This is a genomic window from Mojavia sp. (assembly GCF_059505145.1).
On sequence record NZ_JCACKA010000077.1, the window covers coordinates 22,937 to 43,762 of the forward strand.

21 protein-coding genes, 1 tRNA gene and 1 other annotated feature are annotated in these 20,826 nt (G+C 42.9%); of the genes, 11 read left to right on the top strand and 11 right to left on the bottom strand.

Annotated elements, in window-relative coordinates; all coding sequences use genetic code 11:
- Positions 1-26 precede the first annotated feature (26 nt).
- From AC5JL8_RS22215 to AC5JL8_RS22230, 4 genes are all read left to right on the top strand, one after another.
- Positions 27-317 carry a type II toxin-antitoxin system Phd/YefM family antitoxin gene (locus AC5JL8_RS22215; protein ID WP_495881859.1) on the top strand — a complete coding sequence of 97 codons (291 nt, stop codon included), beginning with the start codon at positions 27-29 and terminating at the stop codon, positions 315-317.
- Entirely contained in the window at positions 301-636 is a 336-nt protein-coding gene (locus tag AC5JL8_RS22220; protein WP_495881860.1) for a type II toxin-antitoxin system RelE/ParE family toxin, read from the top strand. Before AC5JL8_RS22215 ends, AC5JL8_RS22220 begins: the two co-directional genes overlap by 17 nt.
- Positions 637-756: 120 nt before the next feature.
- The gene (locus tag AC5JL8_RS22225) at positions 757-1,230 is read left to right on the top strand and encodes a hypothetical protein (RefSeq protein ID WP_495881861.1); all 474 of its coding nucleotides are present in this window, start codon (positions 757-759) and stop codon (positions 1,228-1,230) included.
- A gap of 498 nt (positions 1,231-1,728) precedes the next feature.
- A complete protein-coding gene (locus tag AC5JL8_RS22230) occupies positions 1,729-1,968 on the top strand; it encodes a hypothetical protein (RefSeq protein WP_495881862.1) in 240 nt (79 codons plus the stop codon).
- A 150-nt stretch (positions 1,969-2,118) separates the two neighbouring features.
- Here the strand turns inward: AC5JL8_RS22230 and AC5JL8_RS22235 are convergent, their stop codons facing one another.
- Positions 2,119-2,361 (bottom strand): type II toxin-antitoxin system Phd/YefM family antitoxin, encoded by a 243-nt coding sequence (locus AC5JL8_RS22235; protein ID WP_495881863.1) that lies wholly within the window; start codon positions 2,359-2,361, stop codon positions 2,119-2,121.
- Between the two features lie 178 nt (positions 2,362-2,539).
- Here AC5JL8_RS22235 and AC5JL8_RS22240 point away from each other — a divergent pair, with 178 nt between their 5' ends.
- The 4 genes from AC5JL8_RS22240 to AC5JL8_RS22255 all read left to right on the top strand — a co-directional run bounded on the left by AC5JL8_RS22240 (position 2,540) and on the right by AC5JL8_RS22255 (position 7,781).
- Positions 2,540-2,746 (top strand): hypothetical protein, encoded by a 207-nt coding sequence (locus AC5JL8_RS22240; protein WP_495881864.1) that lies wholly within the window; start codon positions 2,540-2,542, stop codon positions 2,744-2,746.
- A 321-nt stretch (positions 2,747-3,067) separates the two neighbouring features.
- Complete coding sequence (locus AC5JL8_RS22245) at positions 3,068-3,664, top strand: transposase (protein ID WP_495881865.1); 597 nt, start codon at positions 3,068-3,070, stop codon at positions 3,662-3,664.
- Between the two features lie 411 nt (positions 3,665-4,075).
- Positions 4,076-5,677 (top strand): protein kinase domain-containing protein, encoded by a 1,602-nt coding sequence (locus AC5JL8_RS22250; protein ID WP_495881866.1) that lies wholly within the window; start codon positions 4,076-4,078, stop codon positions 5,675-5,677.
- Positions 5,678-5,996: 319 nt separating this feature from the next.
- On the top strand, positions 5,997-7,781 hold the full coding sequence (locus tag AC5JL8_RS22255; protein WP_495881867.1) for a protein kinase domain-containing protein: 1,785 nt from the start codon (positions 5,997-5,999) through the stop codon (positions 7,779-7,781).
- A gap of 84 nt (positions 7,782-7,865) precedes the next feature.
- On the opposite strand, the gene rplL is transcribed toward AC5JL8_RS22255, so the two are convergent.
- The 8 genes from rplL to rplS form a co-directional block, all read right to left on the bottom strand.
- Positions 7,866-8,258 (bottom strand): 50S ribosomal protein L7/L12, encoded by a 393-nt coding sequence (gene rplL / locus AC5JL8_RS22260; RefSeq protein ID WP_495881868.1) that lies wholly within the window; start codon positions 8,256-8,258, stop codon positions 7,866-7,868.
- Positions 8,259-8,351: 93 nt separating this feature from the next.
- On the bottom strand, positions 8,352-8,903 hold the full coding sequence (rplJ, locus tag AC5JL8_RS22265; protein WP_495881869.1) for a 50S ribosomal protein L10: 552 nt from the start codon (positions 8,901-8,903) through the stop codon (positions 8,352-8,354).
- 62 nt (positions 8,904-8,965) lie between these two features.
- Positions 8,966-9,134 (bottom strand) — a sequence feature (ribosomal protein L10 leader region).
- A gap of 60 nt (positions 9,135-9,194) precedes the next feature.
- On the bottom strand, positions 9,195-9,911 hold the full coding sequence (gene rplA / locus AC5JL8_RS22270; protein ID WP_495881870.1) for a 50S ribosomal protein L1: 717 nt from the start codon (positions 9,909-9,911) through the stop codon (positions 9,195-9,197).
- A 164-nt stretch (positions 9,912-10,075) separates the two neighbouring features.
- Positions 10,076-10,501, bottom strand: a complete 426-nt coding sequence (rplK, locus tag AC5JL8_RS22275; protein ID WP_495881871.1) for a 50S ribosomal protein L11 — start codon at positions 10,499-10,501, stop codon at positions 10,076-10,078.
- Between the two features lie 6 nt (positions 10,502-10,507).
- A complete protein-coding gene (nusG, locus tag AC5JL8_RS22280; protein WP_495881872.1) occupies positions 10,508-11,140 on the bottom strand; it encodes a transcription termination/antitermination protein NusG in 633 nt (210 codons plus the stop codon).
- Positions 11,140-11,361 carry a preprotein translocase subunit SecE gene (gene secE, locus AC5JL8_RS22285; protein WP_495881873.1) on the bottom strand — a complete coding sequence of 74 codons (222 nt, stop codon included), beginning with the start codon at positions 11,359-11,361 and terminating at the stop codon, positions 11,140-11,142. Before secE ends, nusG begins: the two co-directional genes overlap by 1 nt.
- A gap of 185 nt (positions 11,362-11,546) precedes the next feature.
- Positions 11,547-11,619: transfer RNA gene (locus tag AC5JL8_RS22290), tRNA-Trp, on the bottom strand.
- 153 nt (positions 11,620-11,772) lie between these two features.
- Positions 11,773-12,135, bottom strand: coding sequence for a 50S ribosomal protein L19 (gene rplS / locus AC5JL8_RS22295; RefSeq protein WP_495881874.1), 363 nt, complete (start codon positions 12,133-12,135; stop codon positions 11,773-11,775).
- 337 nt (positions 12,136-12,472) lie between these two features.
- On the opposite strand from rplS, the gene AC5JL8_RS22300 reads away from it, so the two are divergent.
- A complete protein-coding gene (locus AC5JL8_RS22300; RefSeq protein ID WP_495881875.1) occupies positions 12,473-13,465 on the top strand; it encodes a glycosyltransferase family 2 protein in 993 nt (330 codons plus the stop codon).
- Positions 13,466-13,598: 133 nt separating this feature from the next.
- On the opposite strand, the gene AC5JL8_RS22305 is transcribed toward AC5JL8_RS22300, so the two are convergent.
- Both AC5JL8_RS22305 and AC5JL8_RS22310 read right to left on the bottom strand, forming a co-directional pair.
- Positions 13,599-16,838 (bottom strand): efflux RND transporter permease subunit, encoded by a 3,240-nt coding sequence (locus AC5JL8_RS22305; RefSeq protein WP_495881876.1) that lies wholly within the window; start codon positions 16,836-16,838, stop codon positions 13,599-13,601.
- A gap of 28 nt (positions 16,839-16,866) precedes the next feature.
- A complete protein-coding gene (locus tag AC5JL8_RS22310; protein ID WP_495881877.1) occupies positions 16,867-18,330 on the bottom strand; it encodes an efflux RND transporter periplasmic adaptor subunit in 1,464 nt (487 codons plus the stop codon).
- Positions 18,331-18,779: 449 nt separating this feature from the next.
- Between AC5JL8_RS22310 and AC5JL8_RS22315 the strand changes: the two genes are divergently transcribed.
- Both AC5JL8_RS22315 and rbp read left to right on the top strand, forming a co-directional pair.
- Positions 18,780-19,319: a phycobiliprotein lyase gene (locus AC5JL8_RS22315; protein ID WP_495881878.1), complete on the top strand. Its 540-nt coding sequence runs from the start codon at positions 18,780-18,782 to the stop codon at positions 19,317-19,319.
- A gap of 316 nt (positions 19,320-19,635) precedes the next feature.
- Positions 19,636-19,947 carry an RNA-binding regulator gene (rbp, locus tag AC5JL8_RS22320; RefSeq protein ID WP_495881879.1) on the top strand — a complete coding sequence of 104 codons (312 nt, stop codon included), beginning with the start codon at positions 19,636-19,638 and terminating at the stop codon, positions 19,945-19,947.
- Positions 19,948-20,826: the final 879 nt, after the last annotated feature.

Here is a 20,826-nt window from a genome sequence, read left to right on the forward strand (position 1 = left end):
TGCAAGTTTAATGCCTAATCAACTCCATGCTAAACATTAGTCGAGACATCCATTCACTCTCTAGCTTTAAGCGCAATACGTTGGAATTCATACAGCAGATGAAGCAGACAGGTAAACCCGTAGTGCTGACAGTTAATGGTAAAGCCGAGCTTGTGGTTCAAGATGCAGAGTCTTACCAAAAACTTTTGGATACGTTAGAAAGATTAGAAGCGATCGCCGGAATTAAGCAGGGGCTTGAAGATGTAGAAGCTGGTAGAACTACTACCCTGAGCGAATTTGAGCAAGAAATGCAGCAAAAGTATGGCATTTCAAGTTAGGGTGACTCAAACTGCAAGAGCTGAAATTGATACTGCTTACTCTTGGTTGAGACAGCGCAACCCAGTTTACGCGGATAAATGGTTTCGGGAGTTAATGGATACTATTGCTACTCTGCAAGAAAAGCCTCTACGTTGCGCTTTAGCTCCAGAAAATGATGCGCTTACGGAAGAAATCCGTCAACTTATTTACGGTAAGTCAAGAAATAAGTACCGTATTTTGTTCGCTATTCGGGAAGATACTGTTTTTGTGCTTCATGTCCGTCATAGCTCACAAGCGCCACTAATAAGCGAGGAAGTTGACGAGGAAGAAGAATTTTGATTTTTAACAGCGTAGTGATCGCTCTCCCTTTGAACTCGGAATGTTTATTAGTGCGTATTGAAATTCAACTTGTATATGTGGGCACTCTAAAATTAATAAACATACGGGAGACTAATTCCTATGTCCACAGCCCCAATTAGTGCAACACTAAAGCAATCAGACAGAGATGCTGTGTTGCAAGCGATCGCCACCATTAAAGACAAGCTACCATTTTTGATTGATTTAAGTAACGAAGAGCGTAAAGCTTTACCCAAGATGGGAGATAAAAGCCGCGCCTTTGTCAGCAAAGCATTGGAGGTAGCCACACAGAACCCAGAGTTTTTACCGCGATCGTTTGACCTCGATGAAATGCGGAAAGACGTACAATTGTTTGAAGCTTTGTATCCAGTATTGCTATCGCTGTCACAATTACAAGAATTGGTGGATGATACTTCGCTAGCTGTGGGTAGTGAAGCCTATGCAGCCGCCTTGCAGGTGTATACTTATGCCAAAGCTAGTGGACAAGGTGCTGGTTTAGAGACAGTAGTTGAGGAAATGGGGCAAAGATTTGCTCGTAAATCTAAGAAGTCCAAGCCTCAAGAAACAGCGTTGTAAAAAATAACTCGGCGATTGCACTTCAAAGGTGCAACGTTGCAGATCGGAACTCGGATGTTGGAGTAAATTACTCGGCGTTGCGAGTTCGGAACTCGGAATTTCGCCTTCCGAACATGAAATTTTGAGCTCCGATGGTGAATGATGGTGAAAAAAAGGCGATCGCTCATCCTGGTAACTCGGAACTTCATGCTTAGAACTGCAACCACCACGATTCAAGCATGAATGATGGTAAAAAAAAGGCGTAGGCGTAGCCCGTCGGAGACATCGCTTGCATACAGCATTGCTTCAGGCACAATTGTACAGGAATTAAACAAGCTTCAGGTGTAGATCAAGTAATACCCGTGGTAACTCCTGTGGAGGACACATCATTGGCTTGATAGCTGAAATGCGATCGCTCAGTAAAAATAATGGTTCTGCAACAGAAATTTAGTTTATGTTGGAGAAATGAGCCAATTTACCGTTTAAGAGTTCCGGGAAATGCTAAATCAGAACAAACCATTGAGTATAAAAATCCTAGGTGTCATTTTTGCCGCTATTAACTTAATATCAATTTCTCTAGGATTAATCAGCTGCTCTAATGAAGTACAGAACCCACTAAATCGAACTGAGCAACAAAACGAACGGTACAAGAATCAATCTAACCAAGAATCTGAATCAGAGCAAGAGAATGACGGCGATGAAGATGATGATGAAAAAAAGAATAGGAAAGATAAAAAAGAAGAAGATGATGACGATTAAAACTAATTAAAAATTCCTGCACTTACTCGATGAACAAAGTTTCAGTTTTTCTATATAGGATTCATACTTGATTTTTGCGGGTTTCGGTGGGCATTGCCCACCCTACAGATACTTCAGCATTCGGAATTAGCTCTCCATTACTGCCATCACTCACCAATCCAACTCCTCATCACATTCTTGGATTGGGGTTGCTAATCCTTCTTTGATAGATTCTCGCATTCCAGGTATAGATAGCAAGTAAAGAGTTTCCTGAATTGCAGACCAGTCTTTTTCTGCAAGCAGAATCGCATTACCGCGTTCACCCTGAACTATCACAGGTTTACCTTGTTCTGCCAATTGGTCTATCAGCTGTTGTAAATTCTTTTGAGCGTCGTTGACAGGAAGCGAAGACATGATCTTTTTTTTAGCTCACGATAACTTTACTTTAGTTTATCTACGAACTTATGCAAGCAAGTAAGTAGAGAGCGTCGTGAACTACAATTACTACCGTAGCGAAAGGTGCTAACTCAGCCAAAATCAACCTCCGATCAGCAAGTTTTAAGTTGGGAACTCAAAACTTTGAGAGCAGAACTTGAAACTTCGAGCTTTTAACACCAGTTTTCGCCATCAGAATTCGGAACTTCAGGTTTTTAACACCAGTTTTCACCATCAGAACTCGGAACTTCAGGCTCAAAACTCGGAACTTCATGCTCAGAACTCGAAACTTCGTGTTCCAAACTCGAAACTTCGTGTTCAGAACAGCAACATCCGAGATCCAAGGGAGAATGATGGTGGTTAAAGAACGAATATTTTCCTTATTATTCCATCTTTACAAATCTGCAACCTCAAGTTACCACAAATATCTTCTGTAGGGACACAACAATGTTGTGCCCTGAGAGAAATTTTCACCGCAGTCAAGAATTTATTTGTAATTTCCCGCATAGGAATTGGCATCATTCAAATGTAATAGGCATTGTGCAAAAAGAATAATGTTTATCGTAGAGATGCCATATCGTTTGGGGGCACGGCATTGCCGTGCCCCTACATTTTATATATGGATAAAGACAAAAATCAGCAGTTAAGATAAAGACAAATTGCTAATAATTGGATATACAAATTAATGCCCTATGATCCACAAAAACATCACCGTCATTCTCTCCGCTTAAAAGGATACGATTACATCCAAACTGGTGCATATTTCATCACCATTTGCACTCAAGGACGGCAATGTTTATTCGGTAATGTGGTTAATGGCGAAATGCAATTAAATTGTTTAGGTAATATTGCCTTAAATTGCTGGCAAACAATACCCGCTCATTTTCCCCACATTGAATTAGATACCTTTGTAGTCATGCCTAACCATCTACACGGCATCTTAATCATCACCGACAACCCTGTAGGGGCAAGGCAATGCCTTGCCCTCAATCAACATCCCGAACGCAACACAGAAAAATTTGGTCAACCTGTAAGTGGTTCTATTTCTACAGTTATTGGTAGTTATAAAAGCGTTGTCAGCAAACGCATTAATATCATTTGGCAGACTAAAGGACAATCAATCTGGCAACGCAATTTTTCCGAACACATTGGTAGAGAACAAAAATCTATAGATAACATCCGAGAATATATTGTCAATAATCCTCAGCTTTGGGCAGATGATCCAGAAAACCCGCAACATAATTTTGATGATCAAGGTTTCCTGTTTGATATCCCATTTTGATTCACAAGTCTGTGTTATGTCATAAATAACAATTCGCTTTGGGATGCAATACATGGTAAGGGCACAACATTGTTGTGCCCCTACAATGACTGTGACGAAATTAAGAAAAAAATAGGGGTACGCCTCGTAAAAATAAATGTTGAAGCATTTTGGAACTCAAAACTTCGAGTTCATAACTTGAAACTTGAAGCGCGGAGATAAATATTAGTTGTTTAAAATAAGTAACGAATTAGTCAAATAGAAATAGGTATACTATAATACTTACTTGCTAATCTTTTTGTTAACTGAAACTTAAAGTTTTATATTGGCGATCGCCTTAAAAGGCTATCTTGCTGTTATTAAAAAAATTAGTTACAGCACAAGTAAATAGCTAACACAACATCACATACTTTTATTGACTGGCGCTAATTTATGCAACCGCTGCTAAACAACCGCTATCGAGTTATTCAGACATTGGGAAGCGGGGGATTTGGTGAAACTTTTCTAGCAGAAGATACCCAAATGCCCTCAAAGCGCCACTGTGTCATTAAACAGCTAAGACCAATTCAAAATAACCTCCAGATATATCAACTGGTGCAAGAACGTTTTCAACGGGAAGCAGCAATTTTAGAAGATTTGGGTGGTTCTACTGACCAAATTCCCACGTTATATGCATACTTTCAATCAGAAGGGCAATTTTATGTAGTTCAGGAGTTGGTTGAAGGTCAAACTCTCACAGCAAAAGTGCAACAGCAGGGATTATTAAGCGAAAGTTCCGTTCGGGAAATCTTAGTAAATCTGTTGCCAGTTCTAGAGTACGTTCATAGTAAGCGCATCATTCACCGTGATATCAAACCGGATAACATTATCTTGCGTCATCGTGATGGTAAACCAGTATTAATTGATTTCGGTGCTGTGCGTGAATCAATGGGAACGGTGGTAAATTCTCAAGGCAATCCTACCAGCTCGATTGTGATTGGTACGCCAGGATATATGTCCAGCGAGCAAGCAGCAGGCAGACCAGTTTATTCGAGTGATTTATACAGTTTAGGAATGACAGCAATTTATTTGCTAACTGGTAAACAACCACAAGAATTAGAGTCAGATCCACGTACAGGAGAAATTATTTGGCAAAACCACGCTTTGAATGTAAGTCCTACATTTGCAGGGGTGATTGATCGAGCGATCGCCTATCATCCACGCGATCGCTTTCCTACCGCCCAAGAAATGCTAGAAGCCTTGCAAGTTGGGGCAGGTAATTTTCCGCCAACGATGCCTTATGTTCGTCCACCGATAGTTAATACACCGCCTCCGGCAATACCTCAAAATACAATTTCTGTTAGTCCAGCGCCAACCCACCAACCTACCAATTCAGGGAATACTGGGCAAAAAGGAATAGTTGTTGCCAGTTTAATCGCAGGTGGATTGATCAGCGCTTCGATCATCATTGGTTTTGCCCTCAACAACAAGCAACAACCCCAGCCGATAGCACAGTCAACAACCTCTGCCACACTCAATAGTGAATCACAAGACAATACACCAGAACTGCACCAAGGGCGATCGCAACTTCCCAACAATTCTACATCCAGTACAATCCCCAACGAACCACAGGATGTTCTTCCGTCTGCACAACCAATAATTCCTCCCCCTCGCCTTCCTAATTTTTCTCCTCCACCGATTCCTAGCCCTTCACAAGTTGATCGACCATCGCCAGAACAAGCTGTGCAAAACTATTATGCAAATATTAATCAGGGGCAATATCAAACTGCATGGAATCAGCTATCTCCTACTTACCAAAGTAATAAACGTCTCCACCCCAAAGGTTATCTTTCTTATATAGATTGGTGGGGAGGTAGGGTACAAAATGTAAGTATTGAACAAGTTAATTTAGTACAAGCAAGTGCAGAAACAGCCACAGTTGATACTCGCTTGCAATATTCAATGAAAACTGGAAAAGTAGTTCCTGCTTCTGTGCGTCTTTCTCTGTTATGGGATGCTGAAAACCGTAAATGGGTTGTTAGCGATGCCAGGTAGTTTCGGGTCTAGTTCGTAGTCAGCATGAAAGAGTTCCCAGTTGTGATACCGTGTCACTTTAAGATTGATACAAATAGGCAGCAGAGGGGCAGGGAGCAGGGAGCAGGGGGAAAGAATTAAAGAGCAATCATTTGTATCAGGCATTGCGTGAAATGGTATGAGTGCTAAGTGCTGAGTGCTAAGTAAAAAACACGAATTCCCAGTCCCCAATCCCCAGTCCCCAATCTCCAATCCCCAGTCTCTATTAAACTATCTGGTATACATTGGAAAAAGCCATGTCTAAAGACAAGCTGCTAAGTATCCACGCTGTTCACGGAGCATGACAATAACCTTACTGAACAATCGCTATCAAGTTATTCAGGTACTTGGTGCTGGTGGGTTTGGCGAAACCTTTCTGGCAGAAGATACCCATATGCCTTCTCGCCGTCGTTGTGTGATCAAACAACTTAAACCAATCAGCAATGACCCGCAAGCCTACCAAATGATTCAACAGCGGTTTGAGAGGGAAGCAACAGCTTTGGAGTATTTGGGCAAAAGTAGTGACCAAATTCCCGAACTTTACGCCTACTTTTCGGAGAACGGGCAATTTTATCTTGTTCAAGAATGGATACACGGTCAAACTTTAAGAGATATTGTTAAAGCTAAAGGATACGAAAGCGAAACTGCTGTTAGAGAAATTCTCTTAAGTTTGTTGTCTGTCTTAGAGTACATCCACAGCAAGGGTATCATTCATCGAGATATCAAGCCTGACAACATCATTCTCCGATCTCCTGATAGCAAGCCAGTTTTGATAGATTTTGGTGCAGTTAAGGAAACCATACGTTCAGTAGTGAGTTCCCCAAGATACCCAATGCAATCGATGGTAATTGGTACACCAGGATATATGCCTAGCGAACAAGCTTTAGGACGTCCTGTCTATGCCACAGATATCTACAGTTTAGGTTTGACAGCGATTTACCTGTTGACTGGTAAAGAACCACAAGAACTAGAAACTGACCAGCAAACTGGGGAAATACTTTGGCAACATCACGCCCCGCAAGTTTCGCCCAATCTGGTAACCGTACTTAATCAGGCAATTAAACCCAATGCTAGCGATCGCTACACCACTGCAAGTAAAATGCTGTATGCTTTGCAGTCCGCTAGCTATATCACGCCTCACACAGTCACGCCAAATATCACTGCTGCTTTACCAACTCGACAAACCCAGCCATTACCTTCCTCACCCAAAATTCCTGCAAGTAACTGGCAAAAGCCTGCTGTAATTGTCAGCAGTTTAGTAGTGGGTAGCTTGATTAGTGCCGTAGTCATTTCTAGCATGAGTCGTCAACCAGATTCTGAAGCACCCATTGCCCAAAACTCCACCCCCTCGCCAGAATCCTTAGCTACTAATTCCGAACCTGTTGATACACCTATTGCTTCTGAGCCATCTCCAACTGCATCCCCACGGCAAGTAATTCCTGCACCTTTCTCTACTCCCAGATCCAATGTCAACTCTAATCCCCCAGAAGCATCAACGTCACTGCCAGAAACCGATCCTATAACTGCCAATGCTCCTGCACCAAGCACACCATCAGCACCACCACCAGAACCAGAAGATCAGCCAGCTCCTACACCAGAGGCTCGTTCCGCACCCCAAAACGACGAGCCGCGCAATTCAGCAAGCAGCAACATTCCTGCATTTCCCACAGGTACACCAAGAACTCGCGTCGAAGCTGTTCTCGGCAAACCAAAAAAAGATTTAAGAGGGCTTTGGCGCAATACCCGTGCTGTCACCTATAACGTAGTGCCAAACCAAATCGACCTGGGCTATTTATTTGACCGGAACTCTGGAGCCTTACGCCAAACTGAGGCAGCTTTTGCCCAATCGGTAGACCCCCAAGTAATGCAGAGTACTTTAAATGGAATGTTAGGCGGTCAAGCAACAGCAGAAATTCAGCAGGGACTGCAACAGATACAACTTCGTCAGTCTGATAATTTCCAGTTTTCTAAAGGTTCAGTGAAAGGTCAGATTGTACGACAGAACTGTGATTTTATTTACATCAGTATTTGGGATGCAGACTTACATGATTTTGTCAGTCCGTCGGCAGCCAAAAAGTGTTCATAGTAAACACTTAAGCACTTACTATTTTTCATCAAAAAAGGAGCCTGAATTAGGCTCCTTTTCCAAAAACTGGTAATGGAATTTTGACTACTTGATAGTCACCTTACCGCCAGCTTCTTCGATCCGTTTCTTAGCGTCTTCAGCAGCATCCTTAGCAATAGCTTCCTTAACTGCCTTAGGCGCAGCTTCTACCAAGTCTTTGGCTTCCTTTAGACCCAGACCAGTAATTTCCCGTACAATCTTCAGTACGGCAATCTTCTTATCAGCTGGAACTGATTCGAGAATTACGTCAAACTCAGTTTTCTCTTCTACTGGTTCAGCAGCAGCAGCAGCACCAGGAGCAGCCATCATCATCATTCCCCCAGCAGGTGCAGCCGCACTCACGCCAAAGGCATCTTCAATTTGCTTGACTAACTCAGCAGCTTCCAGCAAAGTCAGGGATTTCAATTGATCCAAAATTTGATCGGTTGTAGCAGACATTGATATAACTCCTATGATGTTTGATTTAGTTATTAGTCATTAGTCATGAGTTATTAATCTTGACTTTTGACTGTGGGCTATAAACTGCGAAGTCTATTCGCCAGCACTTTCGGCGCTATCACCTTTTTCTCCCTCAGCCACTGCCTGCAAAGCACGAGCCAGTGAACCAGGAACTTCGTTGATACCCACGGCAATCTTGGTAGCCAAGGCATTGATAGCTCCAGCAATTTGACCCATGAGTTGTTCCTTAGATGGCAAGTCTCCCAGAGCTTTGACATCAGGTTCTTTCAATAGGCGACCTTCCATGACGCCGCCGCGAAGTTCTGTCTTCTTGGTGACTTTTTGGAAGTCTTGGTAGGCCTTAATTGCAGAAGAGAAATCCTCTTTGACCAACAAAAAGGCGGAAGAACCTTTGAGCAGTTCTGACAGTGGTTGCCATTTTTCTTCGCCTTCAATAGCAATGCCCATCAAGGTGTTCTTAGTTACCTTGCAAACAGTGCCACTCGGACGCAGCCGTCGCCGTAAGTCAGTGATTTCGGCAACTGTTAGACCCTGGTATTCAATTACCAGTGCCAAAGTTGACTCGCTCAAAGTTTCTTTGAGGTCAGCAACTATTTCTTTTTTGTTTTCTAGCGTTCTACCCATCTTTATTTCACCTCCTAAGGCAAAATCATCGATTTTCCCTACTTATGCGTCTTGTTTTCACCAACCCAAACAATAAACCCCAGCTTTCTTAGCCGGGGTTTAGTAGCAAGACTCTTGATGCCGCAGTCATTACACTATTACAGGTAATACTTCAAGCAATTTGAGCTTCCACCTCGGCAGGATATTTAAGCTATTAGCTCCTGCTGTCTCCGGCTTCGTCTATTCAATTAGGGTTGTGTATTATGTATTAAGCATTGGGTATTGGATATTGTTAATTATCCCGATTCCCTATTATGCTGCTTCAGTCACTTTCAAATCCCGTAGGGCGCTGATATCGACTTTAATCGATGGGCCCATAGTGGCAGACACGTACACAGTTCGCCAATAACGACCTTTAGCTCCAGAAGGACGATTACGATCAATTGTTTCTTGTAATGCCTTCAGGTTGACTAATAAATCTTCTGGCGAGAAAGATGCCTTACCGAACATAACATGAACAATGCCAGTCCGGTCAGCACGGAATTCTAATTTACCAGCTTTAAATTCTGCGATCGCACTTCCTATGTCAAATGTCACTGTCCCACCTTTGGGTGATGGCATCAAACCACGGGGGCCGAGTAATTTACCCAACTTTGCCACTTGAGGCATGACATCTGGTGTGGCAATTAGCTTGTCAAAGTCCATTCTACCTTTTTGGATTTCGTCAATCAGCTCTTCTGAACCGACTAGATCCGCACCGGCATTACTTGCTTCGTTGACCTTTTCACCTCTAGCAATTACTGCCACCCGCACGATTTGTCCTGTGCCTTTGGGCAGTGCTACTGTTGTCCGCAATTGTTGGTCTGTATATTTCGGGTCAATTCCCAGCCGGATATGTGCTTCTGCGGCTTCAGGGAATTTGGCTGTTGCCGTTTCTTTCAAGAGGTTTAAAGCCTCTAAGGGTATATAGTCCCTATCTTCTACTTTTGCTTGCAATGCTTGCAAGCGACGCGATATTTTTTTTGCCATTTTTCTCTCCTGGGGTACTTACGAAGCTTTGCTTCTCCCCCGATAAGTTTAGTTATGAGTGCCAGTGCTGAGTTTTTAGCTGTTTGCTAATGGCTTTTGACTTTTGACTAAATTAGTTATGAGTGTTGAGTTTTGAGTAATTACCCTTGACTCTAAAATCTTGGCTAATCGGCAATTGTTATGCCCATATTCTTGGCAGTACCTTCTACAATCTTCATCGCCGCTTCTATGTCATTGGCGTTGAGATCGGGTAGTTTAGTTTGAGCTATTTCTTGCAATTGTGCTCTTGTAATATTCCCAACTTTCTTCTTATTGGGTTCATTTGAGCCGCGCTCAACCTTTGCCGCCTTGCGAATCAGTACTGATGCTGGTGGTGTCTTGAGTACAAATGTAAAACTCCGGTCTTCAAAAACCGAAATTTCTACAGGGATTACCATCCCAGCTTGGTCAGCTGTTTTGGCATTATACTCTTTGCAGAACATCATGATGTTAACGCCATGTTGACCCAAAGCAGGGCCAACTGGTGGTGCTGGATTGGCTTTTCCAGCATTCAGGGCCAGTTTAATGACCGCTACTACTTTCTTTGCCATTTTTATTTAGCTCTGTTTCTCTACCTGATTAAATTCCAACTCTACTGGTGTATCTCGTCCGAAAATCGAGAGCAAGGCTTTAAGTTTACTCCGTTCTGGAGAAACTTCGATCACCTCGCCTTCAAAATCTTTAAACGGGCCAGAAAGCACGACTATCTTATCACCAGTAGCCATGTCAATTTTGACAACTGGCTCTTGTTCGCTAGTCTGTTTGAAGATCCGTTCGACTTCTGAATGACCTAGGGGTACTGGCTTGACATGACCGCGACCTTTGCCACTGCCACGTTTTTGTTCTGCTCCCACGAAATTAATTACATGGGAGGTGTTTCGTACCACCTGCCAGGTGTCATCATCCATGACCATTCGCACTAGTACATAACCAGGGAAAACCTTTTCCTCTGTATGCTGGCGACTGCCATCTTTACGGATTTTCACTGCTGGCGTGTGTGGAATTTCCACCTGGATAATTTTCTCAGCCACATCAAAGGTTTGAATGCGCTGTTCTAAGTTTGTCTTAACGCGCTTTTCACAGCCAGAGGCCACTTGCACCGCATACCAGCGTGCTTCATTCAGCGCTGCTTCTGTGGCTTCATCTGACTGCAACATAGGGTCGCGTGGTTCGTCTGTTGCAAAAGTCATCAGAACACCTGTTTTGCTGCCCAAGCAAACAATCCATCGACCAAATATATTAAGGATGCGGAAAGTGTCACCATTAACAAAACAGCTGCTGATTCACTCACCAGTTGTTTGCGACTAGGCCAAACTACTTTCTCAAGTTCTTCTCTAGTTCCTTGGAAGAAGTTGATTAAGTTCAAACCACTTGTGTTTTCTGGGATTTCCGCTTCATTTTTTTTGGCCACGGCCGTTTATCTCCCCGTTTTTTATACAGCTACACGCTGCTAACTTTCATCCAGGTCTACAGCTTGGCTCCATAACAATGCCTGGAAGCAAAAAGCTGCAAAAAAAACTTTACCCGAAATAATTAGCACTCACTGCTATGTTAGCAGATGTACTTTTGTTTCGGGCTATGTTTTTTGCTTTTGAGCGCGCCCTGGAGGACTTGAACCCCCGACATCAGGTTTTGGAGACCTGCGTTCTACCAACTGAACTAAGAGCGCACAAGCTGTCTTGGATTCAGTGATTGCGCTGAACTTTAATTATTTTAGTCTAACGCAATTCAGCTTTTATTTTACCTTAAATTCGCCGAGGTAACAAGATAGCGGCAGATGCCGCTTTTTGGTTGAAAGCTCTCCCATACGTGGAACAACAAATTACAAAGCGCGATCAAACCGTTGTTTGATTCGAGTAGCTTTGCCCACGCGTTGGCGGAGATAGTACAGTTTAGCACGCCGTACCTTACCACGACGCAATACTTTGATGTTGTCAATTCGGGGTGAATGCAGTAGAAAAACCCGCTCAACGCCAACACCTTGAAATACTCGGCGAACTGTAATAGTTTCGTTGATTCCACCATTGCGTTTAGCAATCACTACACCTTCGTAGGGTTGTACGCGGTATTTATCACCTTCTTTAATTCTCACGCCGACTTTAACTGTATCGCCCACATAAATTTCGGGCAGATTCGATTTTAGTTGTTCCGCTTCAATCGAGCGGATGATCTCTTGAGCGTTCATTACCTGTCTGCTTTAAAAAACTCACGATCATCAATCATAAATCTATAACCGCCTGAGAGTCCAGTGATTTAGAATTGATAATTTTTCTGTGATCAAGTTTTCACAATAAAAAAAGTTACATGAGGATGTATTAGATCCGATTTAAAAAGTGAATCCTAAATTTGTAGGGTCTATAGGATTAATACTCCAAACCTCACCTTTTATTGGAGATAGTGCGTTACAGAGTAATAACTGTTGTACTTAGTGACGATCTAAAGGGCTGGGCTTGGCAGTGCCTAATGCATCCTACAGCAATTTGCTTTTTACGTAAACATGACCCTTCACAGGTTTCAAACTTATGAAATTTAGTGTCGTCATTACCACTTATAATCGCTTAGACTTACTGCAACGAGCAATTAATTCGGTTTTCAAGCAGACGATGCCCTGTGAGGTAGTAGTTGCTGATGACTGTTCATCTGATGAAACCGAAACTTATGTCAAAAGTTTAGGTAACTCTGTTGTTTATCATCGTAACGAGGTTAACAAGGGTCATGCAGCTACGGTAAATGCTGGAGTAGAAAAAGCTAGTGGCGATTGGATCAAGTTTTTGGATGATGACGACTACTTAGCACCCAATTGTTTAGAAGAGATGGCAAGAGCGATCGCACTTCATCAAGACGCTGTTATTTGCTCTTGCATAGCTGCACAAGTGGATAGTAATGAGGTTGAACTGAGTCAGACTCCGCAATTTGGGCCAGGGTTAGCTTTTTATATTCCCCAGGCAGATATTCACTACGGTATGCTGTTAGAGCTTGTGCCTTTTGGTACTCCTGTTCAAGTAGCTTGCTGTCGTAAGACTTTCTTGCAAACTGGTGGTTGGAATTCTCAACTAGATGCTAATTGTGATGACATTGATTCTTGGATTCGCATTGCTGAGTTTGGCGATGCTATCTTTATCAATCAGTGCCTTGCTTACCGTACAATTTGGTCTGGTGCTTATAATCAAAAATTTTCGTTAGCTCGACGACTGGCAATGAATATTTTGATGAAGGAGAAAATTTACTCTTTGATTGATAAAAAGCACCTTTCTTATGTACCTACACTTCAGCAAACTAGAAATTACGTAAAGCTACATTGGTCTTTAGTCGCACTAAAAGATGGCAAGCTGAAGGGTTTTCTGACTATGGTATATCCAGTTATTTTTTCTCGTGTTGCTTGGTGGCTTTTGCTCACTGCTACCGTCTCACGCAGAACAAATCTTCGTAATGCTCACCTGAATAAAATTGTGTTGATTGATACTCATATACCATTGCAGATGTTGACAGAGGCGTGGGGAAGTAGCGAAGCCTAATACTAATTGTGGATTTGAGATTTTGGGTTAAAACTATTGACTAGAAGTTTTTTTCAAATATCCAACAATACTACCTATGCGAATTGACATAGGTAGTATGGATTGCCACAAACCAGGAAGACGTAAATTACACTTAGTAAAACTTTTTCTGCCATGCCTCCAACTGAATTAAAATCGGCTTCATCCAACCCCAACTGAAAAGATCGTGTAGCAGCGAATAAAAACAGGGGATAATAAACAGTGTCAGTAGTGTTGCTAAGGAAAGCCCCGAAAACACTACCACACCTAATGGTTGTAAAAATTCTGAGCCTTCACCAATTCCCAATGCTAAGGGAAACATACCCAACACTGTAGTAATTGTGGTCATTAATACTGGACGTAAACGTTGCGGAGCAGCTTTCAAAATCGCTGTTTTCCGGTCAACTTTTTCCCGTTCCCTAATTTGATTTGCTAGTTCTACCATGATGATGGCATTGTTCACCACAATACCCACCAATAAAACTGCACCAACTATCACAGTTGCACCAATCGCTGTCTTGGTAATGTAAAGCCCGAAAATACCCCCAGCTAACGCCAGCGGAATGGTAAACATAATTACCAGCGGGTCAATGAGGGAGTTGTATTGCACAGCCATGACGACAAAGACTAAAAAGGCAGCTAATCCCCCTAACAGCTTTAATGAGTCTTGTAGTTGCTGATTAGATTCAGCTGCCGAACTAGGCAATAAGCTAACTCCTTCAGGCAAATCTATACTATTGACTACCCTGTTTACTTGTGCTAAAGCATCACTGAGGCTGGCTCCCTCAGCCAAATTGCCAGCAATTAAGAAAACCTGGCGCTGGTTAATTCGCTGAACTTCTCCAGGAGCTTGACCTTCAACAATTTTGGCAACATCGCTCAAGCGGACTTGGCGATTATTGTCCACAAACAAAGGTAACCTTTCTAATTGAGAAGCTGCTTGCACCGATGATTCATCTAACTGCACCCGAACATCTACCAAACGGTTGCCGCGTTGTAGCTGAGTTGGTACGCTGCCTTCGAGTGCGGTCTGAATTGTTTCTCCAATATCGGTGGTAGTTAACCCTAAAGCTGAAACCCTCTCCCAATCTGGAAGAATCTGAATTTCTGGTTGCCGCTCATCTGCATCAGGACGGAACCGTGCTAGGGTAGCTTGCTCTTCCAGGGCTGATAGTACCTGACTACCAGCTTGTTGTAAAACATCTGCATCGTTACCCTGAAGAATCAAATCAACATCAGCGCCACGTACAGGAGAGTTGCTAAGAATCAAACCCCGCACTTGACCAGGGGAAAGCCGCAAGCGAATTCCTGCTAGATTTAGCTTGTTAAATTCTTGGGTGACTCGTTCTACATAAGCTTCCACATCTGTACCCGGTTTTAGGGTAATATTACTAGTACCTCTTAGGGGATTAGCATTGGTAGCATTTCCAAAGAGAGCACCACCAATTGTAGTGAAAACATATTCTGTTTCTGGTTGGTTGCGGATAATTTCATTCACCGCAGTCATGACTTTTTGGTTTGTTTCTAGAGGTGTACCGGGAGGAAACTGGGCATTTAAGTTGGCTTGTCCGGTATTGATGCGGGGCAGTATTTCTTGAGGAATTTGCGGAGCCATCCACAAACTGCCACCGCCGAATAGGAGAATAGCGATCGCTACTGTTATTAGCCGCCAGCGCAATATACCTGCCAAAAAACGCCCATATCCTCCGGTAGCAGCTTCAAAACTGCGATTGAACTGGCGTAGTAGCCAAAATTCACTCAAACGGCTAGAAAATCGCCATGCTAACATGCGCGAAGCGAGCATTGGCACAATTGTCACAGCAATCAAGATTGAGGCCGCTACGGAAAAGGTGATAGTAAGAATTAACTCATTGAACAATAAGGCGATAAAACCACCAATAAGCAAAAACGGCAACACTGCTACTAAGTTGGTACTGGTGGAAGCAACTAGAGCTGATTCTACTTCTTGGCTACTTTGTTCAGCTTGGGAAATTAGTTGACCTTGACTCAAGCGGGTTCTTGTATCTTTACCCGGTGTCATTCCAGCACCCTCGGCAATGTTCTCCAACATCACGATAGAGTTATCAACCACAATCCCTACACCTAGTGCCAAACCACCCAAACTAAAAACGTTGAGTGATAAGCCAAATAGCCCCATCAAGATGATGGCAGCCATAGTTGCTAAAGGGATGGCAATAACGATGATAAAAGTTTGTCTTAGGGAACCAAGGAATAGTAAAACTGCGATCGCCGCCAGTGCAGTACCAATCAAACCGGAACTGGTAACATTTGAGATGGAATTACGAATAAACCGCGATTCATCTAAGGTAGGTGTAATAATTGTCCCTTCAGGAATCACACTAGAATTGCGGAGTTCTTCCAGCCGTTTTTTTACCCCATCGACAACGTTGATGGTGTTTGCATCGGGCTGCTTTTGAATACTGACTTTGACCGCCTCTTCTCCGTTGAGTAGAACATATACCCGTTGTTGTTCTGAACCATCAATGACTTCAGCAAAGTCCCGTAAATAGACGCGGCGGTTGGGAGTTTGGGAAGTAGAGGTAGCAGAGGTAGTAGCGGGAGAAGAGACTTCAAAAGAAAGATTGCCGATTTCATTGGCATTTTGAAAACGCCCGACAGTACGGGTTAATGGCTCAGAATTCTGCCCCAGAATCCGACCGCCAGAAATATCTTGATTGCGGTCTCTCAGCTCATCTAGTACATCAGTTAAACCTACACCTAATGCTTGCAACCGATCCAAATCAATATTAACCCTGACTTCTTCTTGCACTCCTCCCGATACGTCTACCCCTGCGACCCCAGGCACAACACCTAATTCACGGGCTAGTTCTTCTTCAGCAAAAACGCGCAAATCAACGCCTGTTAAAGACGGTGAGGTTAATGCCATCTCATACACAGGTAACTGGGAGGGATCAACTTTGAATAAGCGCGGTTCTTCAATAGTGTCTGGTAATGTGCTTCTGGCTCTATTAAATGCGGCAGTGGCATCATTTAATGCTTGGTCAATATTTCCCCCTGGCTGAAAGAACAGATCCAAACTGATCTGTCCCTCACGAGTTTGGGAAAAAACCTGTACTACTCCCTCTGTGGCGGAAAAAGCTTCTTCCAAGGGTCTAGTGACTTCATCAACCGCTACCTCTGGGGACACTCCAGGAGCTTGTACGCGAATACCAATCCGGGGATAAGTAATTGATGGTAGCAAATCTACGGGTAACTTTAATATAAAAAATACACCTAGTACTATTACCGCCAAAGTCAGCATGAGTGTGCCAATGTGTTGGCGGATAGAGATAGTACTGATACTAAATCCGCTGCTCTTAGTTACCTGCTGCATTTTTCTAAGTTAAAATTTTTTAAATTACTTAATTTCTTGCAGGGGTCGACTCTGCTTTTTCTGACAGAATCGAAAGACTGACAGCTGCCCCATCTTTTAAAGGTCTACCACTGCGAACCACATAGCGTTCTCCGGGTTGTAACCCAGATAAAATTTCGACTTTGCCATCACCTCTTTTTCCTAAAGCTACAGAACGGGCTGTGGCTTTTGTTTTACCTTCTACTTCTGTAACTACGAATAAAGTTCCATTTTGATTAGCTGGCTGTTTTTGAGCTTCTCCAGACGAGGAAGCCGCTTTGTTAGTTGCTTGCTGCTGAATAGCAGTTTGCGGTACTAATACTCGCTGTGTTCCCTGAGTTTCAAAGTTGACTCTTGCCAACAGTCCGCTACCGATATTACCGTTAATGTTAGGAATTTCTACTTCTACTGGAATCAAGCGAGCTGTTGCATCAGCCGCTGGGGAAATACGTGTTACTCTCCCCTTTAATACTTGATTAGGGTAGGCATCTAAGCGGACTTGCACAGACTGTCCAACTCGAATTTGTGCTAGTTCTAATTCGGAAACTTGCACGACAACTTTTACACGGCTAAAGTCACCTATTTGCAAGACTTCACCACCTGCTTGGATCAAATTTCCTGGTTCTGTGACTTTTTCTGTTACTACGCCAGCGATGGGAGATGTTAACCGTGCGTAGGATCTGCGTTCTTTGGTTTGGGCAACTACTGCTTGTTGGGCAACTACTCTACCTTGGGCTGCGGCGACGGCTTGCTGTTCTGTACGTACTTGCTCATTAGCTGCCCGTAGCGCTTGGGCTGCTGTTTGCGCCTGAGTACGTGCTTGTTCGGCGGCTTGTTCGGCGATCGCTCCTTGTTGAAATAGTCTCTGTTGCCGTTGTGAGTCTGCTTGTGCTTGCACCACTTGTAGGCGCGCCCTTTCGACTTCGGCACGAGCATTGCTTACCTGAGTTTGTGCCCTTGCTACTTCTGATTTTAGGGCTGCTAATTCTGCTTCTGCTTGCTTTAAGTCTGTTAACAGTAGGGCGTCATCTAACTGCCCAATAATCTGCGCTTGCTTAACTCTATCTCCCACATCTACGTTCAATCCTAACAATCGCCCTTCAACTTGCGATCGCAGTGATACAGTTCGGAATGGGATGGTAGTCCCTGTATATTCTGGTTGCTTTTGCAGTAACCCAGTGCGAGCGATCGCTACATCTACAGGTGTTGCACCACCTCTTTTTTGAGCAGCATTGGGGCCTTGAGATTGCGCCCCGGCTGATTCTTTTGGAGATGAGCCACAACTTGCTGTCATGAGTCCAATACCCAAGACACAAGCAATAAATAAAGGAGACCGCCAGCCAACGCCACGGGGATACTTCTCTTTATTCTCTTTGTAAACTGTGTAATTTAACTGGGAGTTAATTCTCTGAGTTCCGACTAGGTAATCTTGCTTCTGCAATAGCTTGTGCGGCTTGTTTCTATCCAAAATCATTATTTTGCTCCTGATAGGGCGGCTTTGGGCTAGAACAGCCGTTTACTACCGACTTTTTTTGATAAAGGTGGACAAGGAAAAAGAAGAATAAAGCATAAGTTGTCTCTCAAAAATTTTTTTGTAGAAAAACTGTTGTTCTTTAATAAGAAAAGCAGAATAATTCTCAATGTAAATATAAACTTAGTATACGTATTTTTAGCTTTTCTAAGCTCTTCCCCAAGGTATAACACTGGTAACAAGTAAAAAGCCAGATTTTTCATCTTTAGCTTCTGCTTTAGGCTAGAAGCTAATCTGAATTGGGATTTTTAACATTGTAGTTAAACTATCAGTAATTCCTCTAACATCTAGTTTAAATTAAGAAAAGTAAAAAAAACTGGCATTTGAGACGGTCATAATGTAGTCATCTCAAAGCTCAACTATATATTAACTTTGCGTGAGGAAGGCATTTAGTGACATCACCATTACAACTTGCACAAACTACTGATGAATCCCAAATAGCAGAATTTTTCACTGAATCAGTGGGCAAGTGGCGATCAGAACGCCGCTACTACACCTTGCCGTCGGGAGCTACCAAAGAAATGGTGAGTATAATCAGCATCCGGTTTTTAGAACAAGGATGTGGTGAATTGCAAAAGCTTGCTCAATTGCACGGGTTACCAGATTCAATGAGTTTGATATGCGGTGCTGAAGTTATCTGGGAGAGTACAGATTCAGTTACAGGAAGGAAAGAATCTAAAGGTTCAACTTTATTTGGCGCTTTAGGAAGCACTTTGTATCGCGATCGCGGTTTTGCCACATCCAAACCAGTCACCGCCCAATATTATTTTCCCAATCCCAAAACACTGTGTTTGCGAACTGAGTATAATGACTCAGTGTTTGAAGAAGAGTTAAAGCTAGTAGGTAGTAAATACCGTACTCGCCAAACTATTATCTCTCGTGCTGGTGAGCAATTGATGATCGGTCAGTATTTAGAAAAGAGATTAGATTAATTTGTGAGGTGGGTTACAGCTATTAGTTTACCCACCCATCCCAATATCTATATAAATAAATACCCCAATGCCCAATGCCCATTTCATTCGTTCTACTAAAGACATAGCTGCACTTAGCTGTTAATGGCTAAGATGACTTTTTATAACAGCTTTACCAATTCCTCCCTACATAGCTAATTGGTATGCCATAATAGAAAGTGAGAATTAATTCGGTGATAGTGTTTTTTGTTAGTATTGACAGGCTTTTTCCTTTTGGTATTTTCAGACTCTCTCCGAAATCTAAATCTCTACACTCTTATGGTTTTGGAGACATTCTATGTCAGTTTACGTAGGTAACCTTTCTTACGAAGTTACACAAGATGCCTTGAGCGCTGTTTTTGCAGAATATGGTTCTGTAAAACGTGTTCAGCTACCTACTGACCGTGAGACAGGTCGTCTGCGCGGGTTTGCTTTTGTGGAAATGAGTTCAGAAGCTGAAGAAACAGCTGCCATTGAAGCTCTTGATGGTGCTGAGTGGATGGGCCGTGACCTTAAAGTCAATAAGGCTAAACCCAAAGAAGATAGGGGAGGTTCCTTTGGCGGTGGTAATCGTGGTGGCTACGGTGGCGGCAACCGCAATCGCTACTAAGCTACTTTGTTAGCGTAAGAAGGTAGGGGCTGTTTATTATCCCATCAGTCCCATCAACTTAATTCAATATTGTAGAGGCTCAAGCATTGTTGCTTGAGCTTTTTTGATGGAACAAACTCGGTTTGGTTATTGATACCAAGTTGCGTTCTGTTGTAGTAATCTTTCGTTAACGGAGATTGCTTCGCTCCACTTTGTTTCGCTCGCAATGACAGTTGCTACTTTTGATTGCAACTTGGTATGAAAATATTCATACCTGCAATTCCAGACCAAAAAGAACCGTTTCTCCAGAAGGCGCAAAGGCGCAAAGAGTAAGAGTTGAAGAAATACAATTTTGGAATTTCATACTCTGATTCAGCAACGCACTCCAGAAAGTAGCGCTGGAATTTGATACCGAGTTGCATTCAAAGATAGTAAATTAGGGCAGCAGAGGAGCAGGAAGAGAAGTTGCCAGGAGGGTTTCCCTCCAAGCAAACTTCGGGGAGCAGAGGGGAGGAAATCCGAATCTGTCTGATCGCAACATAGTATGAACTATCTCTAGAGGTTGTACGAAAAGCGATCGCTCCAATCTCTCAATGCCAACATTGGATAGATGTCTTGAAGCATCCCCAGAAACATCGTTTCAAACTTTACTCATAGAGATAAGCTAGAAGTAGCATCCTGTGCAGCATCATTTATCTTATGGCTGAACCCAAACTCCAGCAATATCTGCCCAATTAAGTCAGTCCGAGATCACAGCGATCGCTCTCACAATCTCATTTTTTGAGCTTGGAACACGAAACTCCGATTTCGGAACATGAAACTTTGAGCTTGGAACACGAAACTCCGAGCTTGGAACACGAAACTCCGATTTCGGAACATGAAACTTTGAGCTTGGAACAC